Source organism: Kribbella sp. NPDC051586 (assembly GCF_044453965.1).
Lineage (GTDB): Bacteria > Actinomycetota > Actinomycetes > Propionibacteriales > Kribbellaceae > Kribbella.
The window spans coordinates 1,040,387-1,058,894 of sequence record NZ_JBITDF010000004.1; the positions used below are offsets into that span (position 1 = coordinate 1,040,387).

General features: G+C 68.3%; 21 protein-coding genes. 10 read left to right on the forward strand and 11 right to left on the reverse strand.

Translation table 11 applies throughout. From position 1 onward, the window contains the following. Positions 1–19: 19 nt before the first annotated feature. Positions 20–1,429: a pyridoxal phosphate-dependent decarboxylase family protein gene (locus tag ACIA58_RS31840; RefSeq protein ID WP_396407507.1), complete on the forward strand. Its 1,410-nt coding sequence runs from the start codon at positions 20–22 to the stop codon at positions 1,427–1,429. Here ACIA58_RS31840 and ACIA58_RS31845 read toward each other — a convergent pair. Then, on the reverse strand, positions 1,403–1,594 hold the full coding sequence (locus tag ACIA58_RS31845; RefSeq protein ID WP_396407508.1) for a DUF3072 domain-containing protein: 192 nt from the start codon (positions 1,592–1,594) through the stop codon (positions 1,403–1,405). The genes ACIA58_RS31840 and ACIA58_RS31845 overlap by 27 nt on opposite strands. A 129-nt stretch (positions 1,595–1,723) precedes the next feature. Between ACIA58_RS31845 and ACIA58_RS31850 the strand changes: the two genes are divergently transcribed. After that, entirely contained in the window at positions 1,724–2,014 is a 291-nt protein-coding gene (locus ACIA58_RS31850) for a DUF4287 domain-containing protein (RefSeq protein WP_396407509.1), read from the forward strand. Positions 2,015–2,143: 129 nt separating this feature from the next. On the opposite strand, the gene ACIA58_RS31855 is transcribed toward ACIA58_RS31850, so the two are convergent. Both ACIA58_RS31855 and ACIA58_RS31860 read right to left on the reverse strand, forming a co-directional pair. Further along, positions 2,144–2,353, reverse strand: coding sequence for a hypothetical protein (locus tag ACIA58_RS31855; protein ID WP_396407510.1), 210 nt, complete (start codon positions 2,351–2,353; stop codon positions 2,144–2,146). A gap of 6 nt (positions 2,354–2,359) precedes the next feature. Further along, complete coding sequence (locus ACIA58_RS31860) at positions 2,360–2,914, reverse strand: hypothetical protein (protein ID WP_396407511.1); 555 nt, start codon at positions 2,912–2,914, stop codon at positions 2,360–2,362. Positions 2,915–3,090: 176 nt separating this feature from the next. Between ACIA58_RS31860 and ACIA58_RS31865 the strand changes: the two genes are divergently transcribed. Then, a complete protein-coding gene (locus ACIA58_RS31865) occupies positions 3,091–3,831 on the forward strand; it encodes a TrmH family RNA methyltransferase (protein ID WP_396407512.1) in 741 nt (246 codons plus the stop codon). Between the two features lie 26 nt (positions 3,832–3,857). Here the strand turns inward: ACIA58_RS31865 and ACIA58_RS31870 are convergent, their stop codons facing one another. Both ACIA58_RS31870 and ACIA58_RS31875 read right to left on the reverse strand, forming a co-directional pair. Next, entirely contained in the window at positions 3,858–4,490 is a 633-nt protein-coding gene (locus ACIA58_RS31870; RefSeq protein WP_396407513.1) for a SecDF P1 head subdomain-containing protein, read from the reverse strand. Between the two features lie 19 nt (positions 4,491–4,509). Next, positions 4,510–5,406, reverse strand: coding sequence for a GIY-YIG nuclease family protein (locus ACIA58_RS31875; RefSeq protein ID WP_396407514.1), 897 nt, complete (start codon positions 5,404–5,406; stop codon positions 4,510–4,512). A gap of 171 nt (positions 5,407–5,577) precedes the next feature. Between ACIA58_RS31875 and ACIA58_RS31880 the strand changes: the two genes are divergently transcribed. Both ACIA58_RS31880 and ACIA58_RS31885 read left to right on the forward strand, forming a co-directional pair. Continuing rightward, positions 5,578–8,601 carry a PQQ-dependent sugar dehydrogenase gene (locus ACIA58_RS31880; protein ID WP_396407515.1) on the forward strand — a complete coding sequence of 1,008 codons (3,024 nt, stop codon included), beginning with the start codon at positions 5,578–5,580 and terminating at the stop codon, positions 8,599–8,601. A gap of 42 nt (positions 8,602–8,643) precedes the next feature. Next, positions 8,644–9,771 carry a serine hydrolase domain-containing protein gene (locus ACIA58_RS31885; RefSeq protein WP_396407516.1) on the forward strand — a complete coding sequence of 376 codons (1,128 nt, stop codon included), beginning with the start codon at positions 8,644–8,646 and terminating at the stop codon, positions 9,769–9,771. 208 nt (positions 9,772–9,979) lie between these two features. On the opposite strand, the gene ACIA58_RS31890 is transcribed toward ACIA58_RS31885, so the two are convergent. After that, positions 9,980–10,645 carry an alpha/beta fold hydrolase gene (locus ACIA58_RS31890; RefSeq protein WP_396407517.1) on the reverse strand — a complete coding sequence of 222 codons (666 nt, stop codon included), beginning with the start codon at positions 10,643–10,645 and terminating at the stop codon, positions 9,980–9,982. Positions 10,646–10,764: 119 nt separating this feature from the next. On the opposite strand from ACIA58_RS31890, the gene ACIA58_RS31895 reads away from it, so the two are divergent. Continuing rightward, a complete protein-coding gene (locus tag ACIA58_RS31895) occupies positions 10,765–11,253 on the forward strand; it encodes a VOC family protein (protein ID WP_396407518.1) in 489 nt (162 codons plus the stop codon). Between the two features lie 170 nt (positions 11,254–11,423). Here ACIA58_RS31895 and ACIA58_RS31900 read toward each other — a convergent pair whose 3' ends face one another. Together ACIA58_RS31900 and ACIA58_RS31905 are read right to left on the reverse strand one after the other, a co-directional pair. Then, entirely contained in the window at positions 11,424–11,678 is a 255-nt protein-coding gene (locus tag ACIA58_RS31900; RefSeq protein ID WP_396407519.1) for a hypothetical protein, read from the reverse strand. After that, complete coding sequence (locus tag ACIA58_RS31905) at positions 11,636–11,947, reverse strand: DUF998 domain-containing protein (RefSeq protein WP_396407520.1); 312 nt, start codon at positions 11,945–11,947, stop codon at positions 11,636–11,638. Before ACIA58_RS31905 ends, ACIA58_RS31900 begins: the two co-directional genes overlap by 43 nt. Positions 11,948–12,125: 178 nt before the next feature. Here ACIA58_RS31905 and ACIA58_RS31910 point away from each other — a divergent pair, with 178 nt between their 5' ends. Then, entirely contained in the window at positions 12,126–13,454 is a 1,329-nt protein-coding gene (locus tag ACIA58_RS31910; RefSeq protein ID WP_396407521.1) for an FAD-binding oxidoreductase, read from the forward strand. Continuing rightward, on the forward strand, positions 13,451–14,263 hold the full coding sequence (locus tag ACIA58_RS31915; RefSeq protein ID WP_396407522.1) for an SDR family NAD(P)-dependent oxidoreductase: 813 nt from the start codon (positions 13,451–13,453) through the stop codon (positions 14,261–14,263). The genes ACIA58_RS31910 and ACIA58_RS31915 overlap by 4 nt, the downstream gene beginning before the upstream one ends. On the opposite strand, the gene ACIA58_RS31920 is transcribed toward ACIA58_RS31915, so the two are convergent. After that, positions 14,250–15,095: an EamA family transporter gene (locus ACIA58_RS31920; RefSeq protein WP_396407523.1), complete on the reverse strand. Its 846-nt coding sequence runs from the start codon at positions 15,093–15,095 to the stop codon at positions 14,250–14,252. The two genes, ACIA58_RS31915 and ACIA58_RS31920, sit on opposite strands and share 14 nt — an antisense overlap. Before the next feature lie 88 nt (positions 15,096–15,183). Between ACIA58_RS31920 and ACIA58_RS31925 the strand changes: the two genes are divergently transcribed. After that, positions 15,184–15,996 carry an endonuclease/exonuclease/phosphatase family protein gene (locus ACIA58_RS31925; protein WP_396407524.1) on the forward strand — a complete coding sequence of 271 codons (813 nt, stop codon included), beginning with the start codon at positions 15,184–15,186 and terminating at the stop codon, positions 15,994–15,996. Here ACIA58_RS31925 and ACIA58_RS31930 read toward each other — a convergent pair. Next, the gene (locus tag ACIA58_RS31930) at positions 15,981–16,448 is read right to left on the reverse strand and encodes a GNAT family N-acetyltransferase (RefSeq protein WP_396407525.1); all 468 of its coding nucleotides are present in this window, start codon (positions 16,446–16,448) and stop codon (positions 15,981–15,983) included. The genes ACIA58_RS31925 and ACIA58_RS31930 overlap by 16 nt on opposite strands. After that, complete coding sequence (locus tag ACIA58_RS31935) at positions 16,438–17,817, reverse strand: MFS transporter (protein WP_396407526.1); 1,380 nt, start codon at positions 17,815–17,817, stop codon at positions 16,438–16,440. The genes ACIA58_RS31930 and ACIA58_RS31935 overlap by 11 nt, the downstream gene beginning before the upstream one ends. A 101-nt stretch (positions 17,818–17,918) precedes the next feature. Here ACIA58_RS31935 and ACIA58_RS31940 point away from each other — a divergent pair, with 101 nt between their 5' ends. Beyond that, complete coding sequence (locus tag ACIA58_RS31940) at positions 17,919–18,503, forward strand: TetR/AcrR family transcriptional regulator (protein WP_396407527.1); 585 nt, start codon at positions 17,919–17,921, stop codon at positions 18,501–18,503. Positions 18,504–18,508: the final 5 nt, after the last annotated feature.

The following is an 18,508-nucleotide window of genomic DNA, read 5'->3' on the forward strand; positions in this document are numbered from 1 at the left end:
ACTGGCGTACAAAGGAGGAATGGTTGATTGGGAGGGGCCGCTGTCCGAGGCGTACGACCGGGCGCTCACGTATCTGAAGGGTCTCCCGGAGCGACAGGTCGGTCCACGAGCGACGGCAGAAGAGCTGCATCGAGCCCTCGGCGGACCGCTGCCGACCGGGCCGACGGATCCGCGCGAGGTCGTCGAACACCTGGCGAAAGGGGTCGATGACGGACTGTTGCCCAGCGGCAGCGGGCGCTTCTTCGGGTTCGTGTTCGGCGGCGCCACGCCGGCGTCGCTCGCCGCGGACTGGCTGACGACGGTCTGGGACCAGAACGCAGGCCTGTACGCCGCCTCGCCCGCGGCCGCCGTGGTGGAGGACATCACCGCGGGCTGGCTGGTCGAGCTGTTCGGGCTGCCACCCACCACCTCGGTCGGATTCGTCACCGGTGCGCAGATGGCCAACTTCACCGGATTGGCGGCCGCAAGGCATGAGGTACTGCGACGTGCCGGCTGGGATGTGGAGCGGGACGGATTGATCGGGGCGCCGCCGATCCGGGTGCTGGCCGGCGCGGAGCGGCACGACACGATCGACCGGGCACTGCGCTTCCTCGGCCTGGGGACGAACAGCATCGTGCCGATCGCGGTCGACGACCAAGGCCGGATGCGCGCCGACGCGCTGGCCGAGGCGCTCGACGCCGACCCCGGCCGGACCACCGGCCTCAGCGGGATCGACAGGCCGACGATCGTCTGCGCGCAGGCCGGGAACGTGAACACCGGAGCGTTCGACCCGATCGCCGACATCTGCGAGATCGCGCACGCGCACGACGCGTGGGTCCACGTGGACGGAGCCTTCGGGTTGTGGGCGGCCGTCAGTCCGGGCCTCAGGCAACTCCTCGACGGCATCAACCGCGCCGATTCCTGGGCGACCGACGCGCACAAGTGGCTCAACGTGCCGTACGACTCGGGCATCGTCCTCTGCGCCCATCCCGAGCCGCACCGGGCCGCGATGTCGATCCGGGCCGCGTACCTGATCCAGGACGAGAACGGCGAGCGCGACTCGCTCGATTACAACCCCGAGTTCTCGCGAAGGGCACGTGGCATCCCGGTGTACGCCGCCGTTCGCGCGCTGGGGCGTGATGGCATCGCTGAGATCGTCGACCGCTGCCACGCGATGGCACATCGATTTGCGGAGCGGCTCGAAGCCAACGGCGTAAAGGTCCTCAACGACGTCGTCCTCAACCAGGTCCTGGTGAGATTCGGCGACAACGACGCCGTCACCCGCCGGGTGGTCCTGGAAGTCCAGAACGACGGCACCTGCTGGATGTCCGGGACCACCTGGCAGGGCAAGGCCGCCATGCGCATCTCGGTGACCAACTGGACCACCGACGAGGCCGACATAGACCGCTCCGCCGGAGCAGTGCTAACCGCGGCCGGTTCGGTCCTGTAGTTCGTCGATCAGCCGGGACGCGTCCGCCTTCGAGAGTTGGTCCGGTACGTCGACGCCCGCCTCCTGCGCGAGCGTGTGCAGGTACGACGCCTGCGGCCCTGTCATCGGCTCCTCGCCGGTCGTCCACTCTTCCGGATCCTTGTCCGGGACTGGGTGCACCGTCATCGTTCCTCCTGTCGAACACCCGCTCGATTGTCGAGCGACCGGTACCCACCGGATCGACTTCCATGCGTCGTGTCGATTTCCGCCGGAGCCGATCGACGCACAGGCGTACGAACGATCACAGGAGGAAACATGTCGTTCCAGGCGTACTTGGACAAGATCGAAGAGAAGACCGGCCGGACCCCGCGGGAGCTGATCGACGAGGCGAAAGCCAAGGGATACAGCGACGTCAAGGCCGGCGTGATCTGCGACTGGCTCAAGGCGGACTACGACCTCGGCCGCGGCCACGCGATGGCGCTGGTGCACGTGATCAAGAACGGCCCGCAGATCGGCGACAAGCACGTCGGCACCAAGGGCACCCACTCGGACCCCAGCAACCTGCTCTGGCTCGACGGCAAGGCCAGCAACCCGCTCAACGCGTAGTCGCGGAGCAGGTAGGTGGCCAGACCTCGCCCGCGCGCCGAATTGGCGTTTGCCGCGCGAGGCTCGAACCATTCCTCGTGCGGGCGGGCGAGAAAACCGAATTGACCGCGGAAACAGTCGATCATCACATCATGCGCGATCCTGCGGAACCGGCCGTCGTGCGCGCCACCCATTGCCGAAGGCTGGGTCAACGATGCCGTTGGTGATGTCGGCCAGTGTGCAGTCGGCGGATCCGATCACAGCGGTGTTGTACGCCGACACCAGGGCGAAGATCGCCCTGGAATCGGCGGGTACAGGAGGCCGGACCGTGTACCCGTCCGGCAGTACAGCGGTGGCCATCGCGCCTCACCACCGGTGGGCGATGTCGATGACGATTCGGCTGCCGGAGCCCGGACCGTCGAGCGTGAACATGCGGAACGGCAGACGAGCACGGACGCCGATCCCCACCCAGGCGGCACCCTCGGTGTCACCGGCGTACGAGATCTGGCGGAGCGTGCGGTACCCGGCGACATTCGCCAGTTCTTCCTGGTTCGGCGGCTGGAACGCCCAGTGGCCGGCGTCGTCGAACGCGCGAACGCCGAGCATGATCTTCAGCTTCGCGCCACCACGGAGTGGCACGAGATGGCCGGCGCCGGCGCGGTAGACATCCGGAACGTACCGCGCGGAGTAGGAGGTCGGTGTGCTCGTGACGTCGAAGACGACGCGGTCGAAGCAGGCGTGCCGGCCGGCGCGGACCGTGGCCAGCGTGGCGTTGCTCACCCTGTTGCTTGCCTCCGGCAAAGAACCCCAGGCGGTCTGGCAACCAGTGTCTGCCGAGGCTGTTGCGGGTACGGCGACAACTGGAACTGCCGCCACCGCGAGTACGGCGATCGTGGTTCGGACCGAATGGAACAGCTTCATTTTGTCCCCCCTTTGAGACACCTGTTCGATGCAGCCGGGGAAGCAGAAGTTGACATTTCGGCGAAGCAATCTTTAGGTGCCTGGAATTCGACTCTAGGTGACGGCATTCAATTGCTTGAAAATGCCGGCACCCCGCCGTTGCCGGACCGTGACGGCGTTCGGCGTACCGTAGGCGGGTGGATTCGAAGAAGTCGCCGCGGGACAAGTGGATCACCGTCTACGGGCGGAAGCCTGTGCTGGAGGCGTTGCACGATCCGAAGCTCTCGGTGGCGAAGGTGGTGCTCGCGGACAACGCGACCGGCGGCTCGATGCAGGAGATCCTCCGAGCCGCGGAGAAGTACGGGACACCCGTCGAGCGCGCGACGGCCAGCCGCGTGAAGTGGCTGGCCGGGAACGGCAAGCACGACCAGGGCGTCGTCGCGGATGTCAACGCGCCGCGGATGACGCCGCTGGAGGAGTTCGTCCGGACCCGCGGGAAGCGGCCGACGAACCTGTTCCTGCTCGACGGCGTCACCAACCCGGGCAATGTCGGCATGATCCTGCGGACCGCGACCGGTGCCGGCTTCGACGGGGTGATCCTGCCGAAGGCCGGTACGCCGCACGTCGGGCCGCTCGTGATCAAGGCATCGGCCGGTATCGCGTTTCAGGCACCGATCGTGAACACCTCGACGGCGAAGGCCGCGGTCGACATGCTGCGTACGGCCGGCTACCACGTCTACGGTCTCAGCGCCCGCTCGCAGGACTCGCTGTTCAAGGCGGAGCTCGCCCCGCGCGCCGTCTACGTGCTCGGCGGCGAGACCAACGGCATCACCGTGCCGACGGACTCCGACCTGCAGATCCCGCTGCACGCCGGGGTCGAGTCCCTGAACGTCGCCGTCGCCGCGGCGATCGTCGCCTTCGAGGTCACCAACCGCTGATACAACCGAAGCTCGCGACTACGTGGCTAGCCGGTGATCTTGGTGGCGAGGCCCTCGGCGCTGTCGCGGGTGTAGCCGCCGGAGATCTCGATCTTGCCACCGGCGATCGCCGACTGGACGGTCGGGGCGGTGACGACCTGCCCGCGAACCACAATCGCCAACTGGTTCGCGGGTGGGGTCTGCTTGGCGAGGGTCGCCGTGAGCTGCTCGAACAGCTGGGCGCCTTTCGAGTCGAGCGTCAGGCCGACGTACCAACCGCCGGCTCCGTCCTGCTGGATCGCAGCCTTGACCTCGGACACGTTACTGCCGTCCAACTCCACCTTGCCGAGGGTGTAGGCAGTGCCTTTGTCATCGCACGAGACTCCTGCAGGCGTCGGCGAGGGACAGGTGCCGGGCTTCGCCGACAGGACGCGACGGAACTCCACCGCGGTCGGATCCGACGGCTTGGTGCGAGCTGCCGGCGCGACGGCCGGCTTGTCGTCGCTTCGCTTCATGACCAGGACGACACCGGTCGCGACGATGGCGACCAGCAGCAGCACAAGCCCGCCGACGAGCAGCAACGGTCCCCGCGACCGCTTCGGCGGTTGCTGCTGCTGCGGGAAGAGCGGCGGGTACTGCGGCTGGCCGGGTTGGCCAGGCTGGTCAGGCGACTGGGTCATGGAACGACATGCTAGGTAATCAGGAAGTCACCGTGAGCAGACGTGCCGCCAACTTGGCGTTGCGCCGCGCGAACTCCCGCCAGAGCTCAGGCGTCCCCGCGACCCGCTCCCGAGCCGTCCTCTCACTGACCGCACGCTGCGTCCACGTGCACATCCGCCCGGCCCGCAACTCGAATCGGACGAGCACGCCGTCCGCCCACCCGTACACGTCTGCGTCCCGCGGCTCGAGCCAAGCAACCTTCTGCTCCGCGACGATCCAGTCAAGCGCCTCGATCTCCCCCTGCACCTTGGCCGCGAACTCGTACCGCAATCCGCCCGCGGCGCGATCCCGCCGACGGACGAGTTCCTCACGCAGAGTGCCGACCGCGGCCGGATCCCGTTGCAGTACAGCGATCGCAGTACGCGCCAACGCAGCGCGATCCCCCGGCCCGATCCCGAACAGCCGACCGAACTCCTCGGCCGACCCGTCACCCTCCACTGTGTACTGCAGCGGCAGCACCCGGTGCAGACCGGAGATCGCCTGCCGGATCCGCAACCCACCGAGGTACGGACCGAAGTGCGGTAACGAACCGCTGACTGTGTGCGAGAAACTCAACCCTGGCTTGGATCCGGAGGAGAGCCGGATATAGCCCACGACCTCCTGGCCGCCCTCCGTGCGGTTCCATCGTGGCTTGGAATGCTCGAGCAGATTGCGCTCCAGCCACGCCGCCTCGTGTTCGGAGTCGCACGAAACCCCTTCTACCCGGGCGATCCGCCGTACCATCCGGGTCAGATGCGGACGGTCACCGACGTTCACCCAGTACGACTGCGCGCGCCGGCGCAGATTGCGGGCCCGGCCGATGTACAGCACCTTCCCGGCGTCGTCGCGGAAGCGGTAGACACCCGGGCCGGTGGGCAACTCCCGGACGCTGATCATCAGCCCAGTGTGCCCGATCGGATCGAACCAGTGATGGATCCGTTGAGTGTTTGAAACGAATGCACGTCCGGGGTTGCGCGGGTGGTGTGCAGAGGTCATCCTGGCGTGCGATCCGAGTGCTCGCAGGGGGCTGTGAGGGCGAGCATCGGTCTTGGGAGGCTGGGGGGCTTCGTGAGGTTTTCTGCCAAGTGGCTGCGTCGTGCGCTGCCCGCGTTGTGTGTAGTGCTGTTGCTGCCGCTTGCGGTGATCGCACCGGCACAGGCTGCTGTTGCGCCGACCGGATTCAGCGAGCAGGCGGTGTTCACCGGACTGACGAATCCGACGAACGTCGCGTTCTCGCCGGACGGCCGCGTCTTCGTCGCCGAGAAGAGCGGACTGATCAAGGTCTTCGACTCGCTCGACGATCCGACGCCGAGTGTGTACGCCGATCTGCGCACCGAGGTCTACAACTACTGGGACCGCGGCCTGCTCGGGATGGCGCTGAATCCCAACTTTCCAACCGATCCGCGGATCTACGTGCTGTACACGCACGACGGACTGATCGGCGGGCCGACGCCGAAGTGGGGTACGCCGGACACCACCGACGACCCCTGTCCGACGCCACCGGGGCCGACCGGTGACGGATGCCAGGCCAGCGCGCGACTCTCGGTGCTCAACGAGAACGGCGCCGAGCAGGTGCTGGTCGAGGACTGGTGCCAGGTGTACCCCAGCCACTCGATCGGCTCGATCGAGTTCGGCCCGGACGGCATGCTGTACGCCGGCGGCGGTGACGGCGCGAGCTTCAACTACGTCGACTACGGCCAGGACAGCTACCCGGCGTCCGACCTCACGCCCGACAATCCCTGCGGTGATGGGCCCGCGGCGGTCGGTACGACGCTGACGCCGCCGACCGCCGAAGGTGGAGCGCTCCGGGCGCAGGACGTCAGGACGCCAGGCGATCCGACCACCCTGGACGGTTCGATCATCCGCATCGACCCCGACACCGGTCAGGCCGCGCCCGGCAACCCGGCGTTGAGCAGCGCGGACCTCAACACCCGTCGCATCGTCGCGAACGGCCTGCGCAACCCGATGCGGTTCACGTTCCGGCCGGGAACAAAGGAGATGTGGATCGGCGACGTCGGGTACTCGACCTGGGAGGAGATCGACCGGGTCGTCGATCCGACCGCCAAGGTCACGAACCTCGGATGGCCCTGCTACGAAGGGGCCGGCCGGCAGCCCGGGTACGACTCGATCAACGTCAACCTCTGCGAGAACCTGTACGCCGCCGGCCCGACCGCGGTCGCGTCGCCGTACTACGCGTACAAGCACAGCGATCACGTCGTCGACGGAGAGTCCTGCACCGTCGGCAGCTCGTCCATCTCCGGCATGCAGTTCTACGCCGGCGGGAACTATCCGGCCGACTACGACGGCGCGCTGTTCTTCGCGGACTACAGCCGGCACTGCGTATGGGCGATGATGCCGGGCGCGAACGGCCTGCCCGATCCCGCGAAGATCCAGACGTTCGCCTCGGGGTACGGCGCGACGAAGCTGCAGACCGGTCCGGGTGGCGACCTGTTCGCGGTCGACTACGACAACGGGCGGATCCTCCGCTACGTGTACGACGCGACGAACAATCCGCCGACCGCGGTGATCCACGCGGACCCGTCGAGCGGGCCGACGCCGTTGACGGTGACGTTCGACGGGACAGCTTCGAACGACGCCGACGGCGATGCGTTGACGTACGCCTGGGACCTGGACGGGGACGGTGTGTACGACGACTCGACCGCCGCGACCGTGCAACACACCTATACGACGACGGGAGAAGTGGTCGCGCGGTTGAAGGTGTCGGACGGTCATACGACCAATGCGACGTCGATGCAGATCAACGTGGCGAACACGGCGCCGACAGCGCTGATCACCTCACCTGGTCCGGCGACGACGTGGAAGGTCGGCGACACGATCAGATTCTCGGGGTCGGCGACCGATCCCGAGCAGGGGACGTTGCCGGCGTCGGCGCTGACCTGGACGCTGATCATGCATCACTGTCCCAGCGACTGCCACACGCACACGATCACGTCGATGGCCGGGGCGAGCGGCACGTTCACGGCGCCGGATCACGAGTATCCGTCGTACCTCGAGCTGAAGCTGACCGCGACGGACGCGCAAGGGCTCACGGACACGAAGAGCGTGCGGCTCGATCCGAAGACGGTCGGGCTGCGATTCGGTACGCAACCGTCGGGGCTGGCGGTGACGTACCTGGGCAAGACGGTGAAGACTCCGTCCACGGGCACGGTCATCGTCGGGTCGAGCGTCTCGGTCTCGGCGGATCCGGTGCAGCCTTCGGCGAATCTGCTGTACCGGTTCGCGTCCTGGTCCGACGGCGGGGCGCGGAACCACAACCTCGTCGCACCGGGCACGGCGCCGACGTACACGGCGACGTACGGCGTGAAGCGGAACCTCGCCCGCGGTCGGCCGGCCCTTGCCTCTAGCACCTATCTTGCCGGGCGTGAGGCTTCGAAGGCGGTCGACGGCTCGATGACCACGGCGTGGTCGAGCGCGCGGCTCGATCCGCAGTGGTTCCGCGTCGACCTGGGTTCGGTGCAGGTGGTCAACCGGGTGTTGCTCAACTGGCTGTCGACGGCGTACGCGAAGTCGTACCAGATCCAGGTGTCCGGGAGCGGGCGCACCTGGAAGACGGTTGCGTCGACGGTGAGTGGCGACGGCGGGACGGACAGCCTCGTGTTCTCGCCGAACTACGCGCGGTACGTGCGGATCTCTGCGACGAAGCGTGCTGTTGCCGGCAGCTACTACTCGCTGTGGGAGTTCGGGGTCTTCCAGGACACCGGTCTCGCGACGGGGATCGGCGCCAAGTGCATCGACGTGTACCAGGCCGCGACCGCCGACGGTACGCCGACGACGCTCTACACCTGCAAGTCGTCGGTGAACCAGATGTGGACGCCGTCCACGGACGACGGAACCGTGCGCACGATGGGCAAGTGCCTGTCGGCCCGCACCGCCACGCTCAACACCCCGGCGGTGTTGTGGACCTGCGACGGTTCACCCGGCCAACGCTGGCTGCCCCAGGCGAACGGCACCTTGGTCAACGCCGCATCCAGTCTGTGCCTCAACGCGGCCGGTGGTGCGAGCGCCAACGGCACCAAACTCATCCTCGCTACCTGCACCGGCGCGACGAACCAGAGGTGGGCGCTGCCGTAATTCGGTCGTTGAGACGGCCGTGCCGGACCTATCGTCTTGCCCATGAGCAAGGGTTGGGCGGACGAGGGGTACGGCGCGGTCGCGGACACGTTCGCGGAGAACTTCTCGCTGTTCCCGGAGCTGGGCGCGGCCGCCACGGTGTACGCCGGTGGGCGCAAGGTGGTCGAGCTGTGGGACGGCGACGCCGCGCCGGGGCGGCCGTGGTCGCAGGAGACCGTCGTACCGGTGTTCTCCTGCGCGAAGGGGCTGGTGAGCGTCGTCGTACACCTGCTTGCGCAGTCGGGGCAGCTGTCGCTGGACGAGCCGATCGGGTCGTACTGGCCCTCTTTTGTTGCTGAGGGCAAGGAGGCCATCACCTGCCGGATGGTGCTGGGGCATCGGGCCGGGATCCCGGTGCTGGACCGGACGCCGTCCTTCGAGGAGATCGCGGCGTGGGCGCCGGTGATCACCGCGATCGAGCAGCAGAAGCCGTTGTGGGAGCCGGGCACGACGTACGAGTACCACGGGCATGTGTTCGGGTTCGTGCTCGGCGAGGTCGTCCGGCGGATCACCGGACAGTTGCCGGGGGCATACTTCCGCTCGGTCATCGGTGAGCCACTCGGACTGCGGGCGTGGATCGGGTTGCCCACGTCGGAGTTGCCGAACCTGGCCCGGCTGGAGGAGGCCGAGGGCCGGCCGCCGGCGCTGGATCCCGAGCATCTGCTGATGCGCATCGTGACGATGAACGGGTCCTTGGTGTTCCCCGGGCTCGACGTACCGCACGGCTGGAACGATCCTGCGCTGCTCACGATGGAGCTGCCCGGCGCAGGAGCCGTGGCCTCCGCGACCGGCCTCGCCGGTGTGTACGCCGCCGCGATCACCGGGCTCGACGGCGCCGATCCGCTGCTGTCCCGCGACACCGTCACCGACGCGGCGCGCGAGTTGTCTGCCGGCACGAGCTACCTGGGCTTCGATGCCGGAGCGCGTTGGGGATCCGGCTTCCTCCTGGACTCCCCCTTCCGCCCCACGCTCGGGCCTCGCAGCCTCGCGAACGATGGGGCCGGCGGGCAGTTCGCATTCGGCGACGACGAGCACGGCATCGCGTTCGCCTACACCGCGAACAGAATGGTGGGCCATGGCGACGCCCGATCGACCCGCCTGGTCGACGCCGTTCGCAGCTGCCTGAGCTAGTGCTTCGCCCAGGTTGGTTGGATCGTCACTGCCACCCCGACTTGTCCGGCCGGCCGCAGACCGGTTCCAACTGCAACTCGACAGGACGTGTACCCCCGCCACCTGCCACCACCCGCTCACCCACACCTGAAACCAAACCCGACCACCGAACACCTCCTGTCCAGATGCAGATCCCACCGGCACCGACCCGGACTTTCTTGGAGCGGCCCTAGCTGAGCAGCAGCTGGCAGACGAAGTCCGGGGCCTCGTTCATCACGTTGTGGCCGGTCGGGATCTCGTGGACCTGCCAGGCGGGATCGGCCTGGAGTCGGGTGTGGAGCTCGGCGAACGGCGTCTGGTGCTCCCAACCCGAGCAGTAGACGAACTCCCGACGAGCGATCTGATCGACCTGGCCGGTGAGCCGAACCCCCTGCATGAACGAGGCGAGCGGATGAGGACGGCGACGCGGATCGCGATCGCCCGGCGGCCGTACGGCGTACCCGGTGGTTGCGGCGCCCGCCGTCGCCACTTCGTGGAAGTAGTCGTTCGTCAAGGACCACCATGACTCGCCGTCGCGCGGTACGAAGGCATCGAGATGCACGAGTCGCGAGATCCGGCCGGCGGCGCGATCCGCGGCGGCGGTGATCACCATCCCGGCGTAGCTGTGGCCGACCAACGTCACGTCGGTGAGATCGGCACGCTCGAGCAGTCGCAGTACGTCGTCGGTATGGGTGTCGAGGTTGGCGGTCGCCACCGTCGCGGCGTCGTCAGTCGGGCCCAGACCGGTCAGCGTCATGGCGTGGACCTCATGCCCAGCCCGCTCCAGCAGTGGAATCACCGCCTCATAAGCCCACGAGCCCTTCCAACCGCCAGGAACCAGCACGAACGTCGTCATGAGGCAATCTCACAAGATCCAGGCGTGGCTTGCTACCGCCAGGAAGCCAAAGAATGCCTGTTCGCCGCCAACCTGAATAGAGGACAGAAGCTGGCCGCTACTGCAGCCAGAGTAGAGCCATGACCAAGAACCCTGGTGGCAAGTCGACCGTTACTCCGTACGTCGCCGTTCGCGGTGCCGCGGCCTGGCTCGAGTTCGTGCAGGAGGCCTTCGGCACCAAGCCGGCCTTCGCGGTCCCCAACGAGGACGGGACGATCGGCCATGCCGAGATCACCATCGGCGACTCTGTCGTGATGGCCTTCGACGCCCGACCCGACTGGCCGGACACCCCGAGCTTCCTGAGCGTGTACGTCGACGACGCGGACGCCGTGGTCGACCGCGCCGTCACCGCCGGCGCGACCGTGATCACCGAACTCACCACGTCCCGGATCGTCGGCGACCGCGGCGCCCGCATCAAAGACCCGGCCGGCAACATCTGGTGGATCCAGACCCACCTCTACGACGTCGACCCCGCCGACCTCCCCGCCCTCTTCGCCGACCCCACCGAAGCCGCCACCATGCACCACCTCCAAGAATCCTTCGCCAAGGAAATGCGCTCCCGCGCCTGAGCCTTCCCGAAGGTCGGCGTGGTCGACCCCGGTGAGGACGTCACGACGGGCCGGCGGCATTCGATGCCAAGGGCAACCTGGTCGACAGTGACATCGAGACGACCCTGGTGACGATCCGCCTGCACTGAGAGGAACCAGCCCTGGGAGCGGCGTCGCTCCCAGGGCTGCTTTCAGACCCGCTTGTCGACGCAGACCGCGGTGAGCCAGCTCCACCCGAGCACGACAGCGATGTCGAACGCGATGATCGTGGGGCGACTACCGGCGCCGGCGCTGAGCCCAGCGAAGGCGGCGAAGAACAGGATGCCGGTGACGAGTGACAAGCGCGCGTAGGTCCGGCGACCGAGCGACCGGTAGTGCGCCGCGATCACCAGGCACGCCGCGATCAGCCCGGAGAAACCGATGGTGCCGGCAACCAGGGTCCCCACACCCGGCCGCGGCCCCGCATCGTCCGGCGAAGGCCAAGCCCGGCCGCGATGGACAGCAGACCGCTGACGATGAAGTTGGCGGTCTGGATCCAGCCGGGGCCGCCGTTGGCGAGGAGGCTGGCGGGGTGGCGGGTGATGTCGAAGCCCTCCCTGGTGAAGGCCTGCACCAGCCACACAGCGACGTACAGCGGACCGGCGACGGCACCGCCGGTGAGCAGGGCGCGGGTGGAGATGCCGGTGGCCGGGAGCGTCGAGTCGTTCGTAGTCATGTCGAAGGGGTCCTTCCGTGCGAAGAGGCTGATTACCCCTGCGTCGAGCGACCCCGCGCGGACTCGACACCACAGACGAAATAGGCCTGCGAAGTGTGATGTGCGTTTGTTCACGTCACATGACCTGCTCGGTCGACGTCAGGTGTTTGTTCGATGAGGACAAACGCAAAGGAACGTCATGAGCGCAGTAATCGAAGGATTTGGCGGGGAGATCGTCGGGCCGGACGACGCGGGGTACGACGCCGCGAGCCGGACCGTGCTGGTCGGGGGCAGCCCGGCGTACGTCCTCAGGCCGGCGAGTGTCGAGGACGTCCGGAGGGCGGTGGCGTACGCCGTCGAGAGCGGGCTGCCGGTGGCGGTGCGCGGCGGCGGGCACGCGTTCGCCGGGTTCGGGACGAACGACGGCGGAGTGGTGATCGACCTCGGCAAGCTGGCCGGGATCGAGCTCGTCGACAAGGAGCGCCACGTCGTACGCATCGGCGGCGGCGCCACCTGGGGGCAGGTCGCGGCCGCGCTGGCGCCGCACGGGCTGGCGATCTCGTCGGGCGATACCAAGAGCGTCGGCGTCGGCGGCCTGACGCTGAGCGGCGGGATCGGGTGGAAGGTCCGCAAATACGGTCTGGCGCTGGACAGCCTGGTCGCGGTGGAGCTCGTGACCGCGGCCGGTGACGTCGTACGGGCGTCGGCGGACGAGAACCCCGAGCTGTTCTGGGCGGTCCGTGGCGGCGGCGGGAACTTCGGCATCGTGACCGCGTTCGAGTTCGCGGCGCACCCGACGACCGATATCTACTTCGGCAAGATCGCCTTCCCGGCGAACGAGATCGCCGAGGTGCTCCAGGGCTGGGCGGACTATCAGCGCGATGCGCCGGCCGAGCTCACGTCGATCGCGTCGTTCGCCAACCCGTTCCTCGGCGGCCCCGACGCGCCGCTGGAGATCGAGGTCGCGTTCGACGGTGACGACGCGGAACTCGCCGCCCGGGCGATCGGTCCGATCCGCAAGCTCGGCACGGTGCTCGCCGACGAGGTCGCGCTCCGGCCGTACGCCGAGGTGCTGGTGGACGGAGCGGTCCCGCCGCCCGGCATCCAGCTGATCACCCGGAGTGCCTTTGTCGACAAGGATTCCGTGCCCGAGGTACTGCGGATCCTCGCCGAGACCGGCGCCTCGCAGGGTTCCCCGATCATGTCGGTCCGTACCGTCGGCGGGGCGGTGTCCGAGGTCGCCGCGGACGCCACGGCGTACGCGCACCGCGAGGCGGAGTTGATGTTCGCCACGACCACGATCGGCCCACCGCCGGTCATCGAGGCGACCCGTCCGGCCCGGCAGGCGCTCTGGGACAAGCTCACGCCGCAGGTCACCGGCGCCTACGCGAACTTCCTGTCCGATGCCGACGACGCCGAGGTGGCCGCGGTCTACCCGGCGGCGACGTACGAGCGGCTCGCGGCGGTCAAGCGCGAGTACGACCCGAGGAACCTCTTCGCCGGCAACCACAACGTGAGGCCGGCATGAGCCCGAAGAACAACAAGGTCTGGTTCGTCACGGGCTCGTCCCGCGGCCTCGGTCGTCACTTCGTCGAGGCCGCCCTGTCCCGCGGGGACCGGGTGGCCGCGACGGCCCGCAAGAGCCTGACCGAGTTGGTCGGCACGTACGGCGACGCAGTACTCCCGCTCGAGCTCGACGTCACCGACAAGGCCGCCGTCTTCGGGGCTGTCGAGCAGGCCAAGGAGCACTTCGGCCGCCTCGACGTGATCGTGAACAACGCCGGCTACGGCCTGTCCGGCGCGGTCGAGGAGTACACCGAGCAGCAGTTGCGGGACCAGTTCGAGACGAACTTCTTCGGTCCGGTCTGGGTGGTGCAGGCCGCGCTGCCGTACCTGCGCGAGCAGGGCAGCGGGCACATCATCCAGATCTCGTCGGTGGCCGGGCTGACCGGGTTCTTGCTCGGCAGCGGGTACTGCGCGTCCAAGTGGGCGCTCGAGGGCCTGAGCGAAGCGCTGGCCCAGGAGGTCGCGGGCTTCGGCATCAAGGTGACGGTGGTCGAGCCCGGCGGTTACGCGACCGAGGGCCTGACCGGCGGGGTGGCCGCCACGCCGAACCCGCTGTACGACGGCCAGCGGAAGGCACTGACGGACTACGTGGCGTCGGTCGACTTCGACGACCCGGCTGCGGCCGGGCCTGCGATCCTCGAGCTCGCCGACTCCCCCAACCCACCGCTGCACGTCTTCTTCGGCCAGGGCTACGAGCTCGTGCGGCAGGCGTACGCCGACCGGCTGCAGACCTGGGCCGACTGGCAGGAGCTGTCCCTCAAGGCTGTCTAGCTTCGCGATGCAACCCGACCGCGACGACGATGATCGCGACCGCGGCCAGTTCGGCCGGCTGCGGGAACTGCCGCAGTACGACGGCACCGATCACCGTCGCCGTGGCGGGCAGCAACGCGAGCATCAGCGCGAACGTGGATCGCTTCAATCGCGCCATCGCCAGCTGGTCCGCGACGTACGGAATCACCGACGAGCAGACGCCGACTCCGACTGCTGCGGCGAGCAGTCCGGGATCGGTGAACGCGGGGACGGCCGCGCGCAGACCGACCGGCAGCGCGAGTACGGTCGCGACCCCCATCGCCAAGGCGAGACCGTCGATCCGGCGCAGGCCTTCGACCCGCGACATCCGATGGCCGAGTACGACGTACGCCGCGAACAGCACCGCGTTGAGGGCGGTGAAGACCAGCCCGATCCAGTCGTGCGACAGCCGGATGTCGGTCAGTACGTAGACGCCGATCACCGCAAGGGCCAGCGCGAGCAGATTCCGCAGCGAGCGCACCGCGATGGCTGCCAGCACGATCACCGGCGCGAACTCGGCCGCGGCGACCGTGCCCAGTGGGATGCGGTCGATGGCCAAGTAGAAACAGCAGTTCATCACCGCGAGGACAGCGCCCCACCCGATCACCAGGCGACGTGTGCTCCAGGACAGCAGTCGCCAGGCCCGCCACGGCCGGCGCCACACCGAGAAGATCACCCCGGCCGCCCCGATCCGCAGCCAGGCCACGCCGAGCGGATCGATCCGCGCGAACAACAGCACCGCCAGCGCCGGCCCCAGGTAGTGGAAGACCGCGCTGACGATGAAATAGGCCTGTGGCGGCACGGTCCGTCGCATCAGTTCACGGTAGAAAGCAGCTCGCCGGGCGACCATGACGTTTCGGTAAGTCCCGGCCTCTGATCCTTTCCGATGTGATACTGCGGCAATGCGTCGACCGATGATGTTCGCTGCCCTGGCCGGGTCCTTGCTCCTCGTGGTGTCGCCACTCACCGCCCAAGCGAAGGTGGAGGCCACCACGGTGAAGACCCTGACGTTCAACATCCACCACGGTGCGGGTGTCGACGGGAAGCTCGACCTCGAGCGGGTCGCGAAGACGATCGAGGCCTCCGGCGCGGGAGTCGTCGGGCTGCAGGAGGTCGACAAGTACTTCGATGCCCGCAGCAACTGGGTCGACCAGCCGGCCTGGCTCGCGGCCCGGTTGAAGATGAACTACGTGTTCGCCGCCAACCTGGACTGGGACCCGCTCGAACCGGGCAAGCCGCGTCGCCAGTACGGGACGCTGGTGCTGTCGAAGTACCCGATCGTTGACTCGCGCAACAGTCTGCTGCCGCTGCACCCGGGCAGTGAGCAGCGCGGACTGCTGGAGACGCTGATCGACGTCGGCGGTACGCCGTTGCGCTTCGCGGACACGCACCTGACCACGATCAACGACGGCGAGCGGGTCGAGCAGGTCAACGCGATCGTTGCCTTGCTCAAGGATGCGCCCGAGGCAACGATGCTGGTCGGCGACTTCAACGCCGTACCGACGTCGACCGAGGTGAAGACGCTGACCACGCACTGGACCGATACGTGGCCGGAGAAGGGTTTCGGGCTCGGGCTCACCAGCCCGGTGCCGCTGCCGACCAAGCGGATCGACTACCAGCTGCACAGTGCGCAGCTGGCACCGACCGCGGTGTCCGTCCCGGTGAGCTTCGCGTCCGACCATCTGCCGGTCGCGGCCACCTACTCGCTGAGCTGACGCTCGTACGCCTCCGGTGACCAGCTGGCCGCCGTCTTCGTGACCAGGTTGGCGCCGAGGCGTTCGTAGAACCGGTAGCCGGACGTGTTCTCGAGCCGCAGCCCCCAGCCGATCGGGAGCCGGTCCGGCAATGCGTGCCGGGCGAGCCCGAGCATGAGCTGACGGCCGACTCCGGCGTCGCGGAACTGCTCGCGGACGTAGAGATCGTCCAGCGCGAGCTGATCGCCGCCGACCCAGAGGTACGCCCGGCGCAGCGCGGACACGTACCCCGCGACGGCGCCGTCGACCTCCGCCAGCAACACGACCACGTCCTCGCGCCCGAGGAACCCTTGCCAGTCCTGCAGGCTTGCTGTCACGTACTGCTGCTGGTCCTGGTACGTCGCCAGCTCCCCCAGCATGGTCAGCACCGTCTCCGCATCCGCGACCACCGCGCGGCGGATCTCAATGGACATGAACCCCTCCGGTCGAAGGCTTGAACGCCGGTACGACGATCAGCGCCAGTGCAGCCGCCACCGCGGCCGTGATCGCGGCGAAGGTGAACCCACGAGCGAACCCGGTCGACACCGTCCCGGCCAGGCTGGCCGCCGCCACGCTCGACACCACCGCAACGCCGAGCGACGCACCGAACTCGTGGAACGTGCTGAGGATGCCGGACGCCAGGCCGGCCTCCCGATGATCGATCTGCGCGAACGTCGTGGTCGACGCCGCCACGAACGCGGCGCCGAGTCCGAGCGTCCCGACGGTCATCCCGATCACGATCACGGCAGCACCCTCCCAGATCGCGGGGACAGCGACGCCCAGTGCCGTGATCGCGAACCCGACGGCAGCGACCGGCCGTGCGCCGATCCGTCCGACGAGCTGACCGGCCAGATGCGCGCCGGCGATCGCGGCGACGGCGACCGGGAGGAACAACAGCCCGGTGCGCAGTGCGCCGTACTGCTCGAAGTGCTGGAGGTAGAACGAGCCGAGGAAGAACATCGAGATCATCAGCGCGGTCGCGACCAGCAGCATGAAGGTGCCGGCGGCAACGGGTCGGCGGGTGAGGATGCGGAGGTCCATCAGCGGTGACCGGACGGAGCGCTGCACCCAGGCGAACACGCCGTACAGGACGAGGGCGCCGGCCAGCGTGCCGAGAGTCGCGGCCGAGAGCCAGCCGCGGTCGCCCGCGTTGATGAGCGCGTAGATCGCCGTACCCGTGGCAGCCGTGACGAGCAGGGCGCCGGGTACGTCGAGGCGGCCCTGCTGCTCGGTCGGGCGGTCGGACGGGAGCAGCCGGATCAGCAAGGTGAACACGACCAGGCCGATCGGCAGGTTGATGTAGAAGACCCATTGCCAGCCGGGACCGGCGGTGAGCAGGCCGCCGAGCAGTACGCCGATCGCGGCGCCGCCACCGCCCATCGCGGACCAGATGCCGAGTGCTTTGTTGCGCTCCTCGCCGTCGAACGTCTTCGTGACGACGGACAGCGCGGCCGGCGACAGCATCGCGGCGCCGATGCCCTGGGCGACCCGGCCGGCGAGCAGGAGCTCAGGCCCTCCGGCCAGACCGGTGACGAGTGAGGCGAGGGTGAACACGATCAGGCCGGTCAGCACGACGCGGCGGGAGCCGAACAGGTCGGCGGCGCGACCGCCGAGCAGCATCAGGCCACCGAACATCAGCGTGTACGCACTGACCACCCAGGTCAGCGTCTCGCGGCCGAGCTGGAGATCGGTCTCGATGTTGGGCAGCGCGATCGCCACCACGGTGACGTCGAGGATCAGCATGAACTGCGCGACGGCGAGCAGCCCCAGCAGCCGCCACCGCCGGGGGTCTGGTTGGTCCATGGGTCGTCATCCTTAAGTTGAACAAGTGTGTACGGGTTAGGCCAGTACCGTAACTCGTACACTGGTGTTCGACAAGAGGAATTCGTACAGCGGTGTTCAAGATGAGGAGGCCCGATGTGGCGGTCACCACCAGACGGGCGGACGCGCAGCGCAACATCGCGGCGATCCTGACCGCGGCGGCGGAGTGCCTGAGCCGCGATCCGGCCGCGAGTACGTCGGAGATCGCGAAGGCGGCCGGAGTCGGGCGGGTCACGCTCTACGGCCACTTCCCGTCCCGGGCCGAGTTGGTCGACGCGGTGTTCGTGCAGGCGATCGCGACCGGCGAGGACAGGCTCGGGCAGGTCGATCTCACCGGGGATCCGCGCGATGCGCTGGCCCGGTTGATCGAGTCGAGCTGGCAGCTGGTCGATCAGTACCGCGCGCTACTTCTCGCGGCTCAGGACGCGCTCCCCCCGGGGCGGGTGCAAGAACTGCACGCCGATCCGATGACGCGGGTGGAGCGCCTGCTCGAGCGCGGCCGTACCGAAGGAGTCTTCCGCACCGATCTGCCGACATCCTGGCTGGTCAGCGTCATGCACAACGTGATGCACGGCGCGGCCGGCGAACTCCAGGCCGGCCGCATCACATCCGCCCAGGCAGCGCCGTACATCACCGCGACGCTGCTGGGCGCCTTCGCTCCAGCCTGACTATT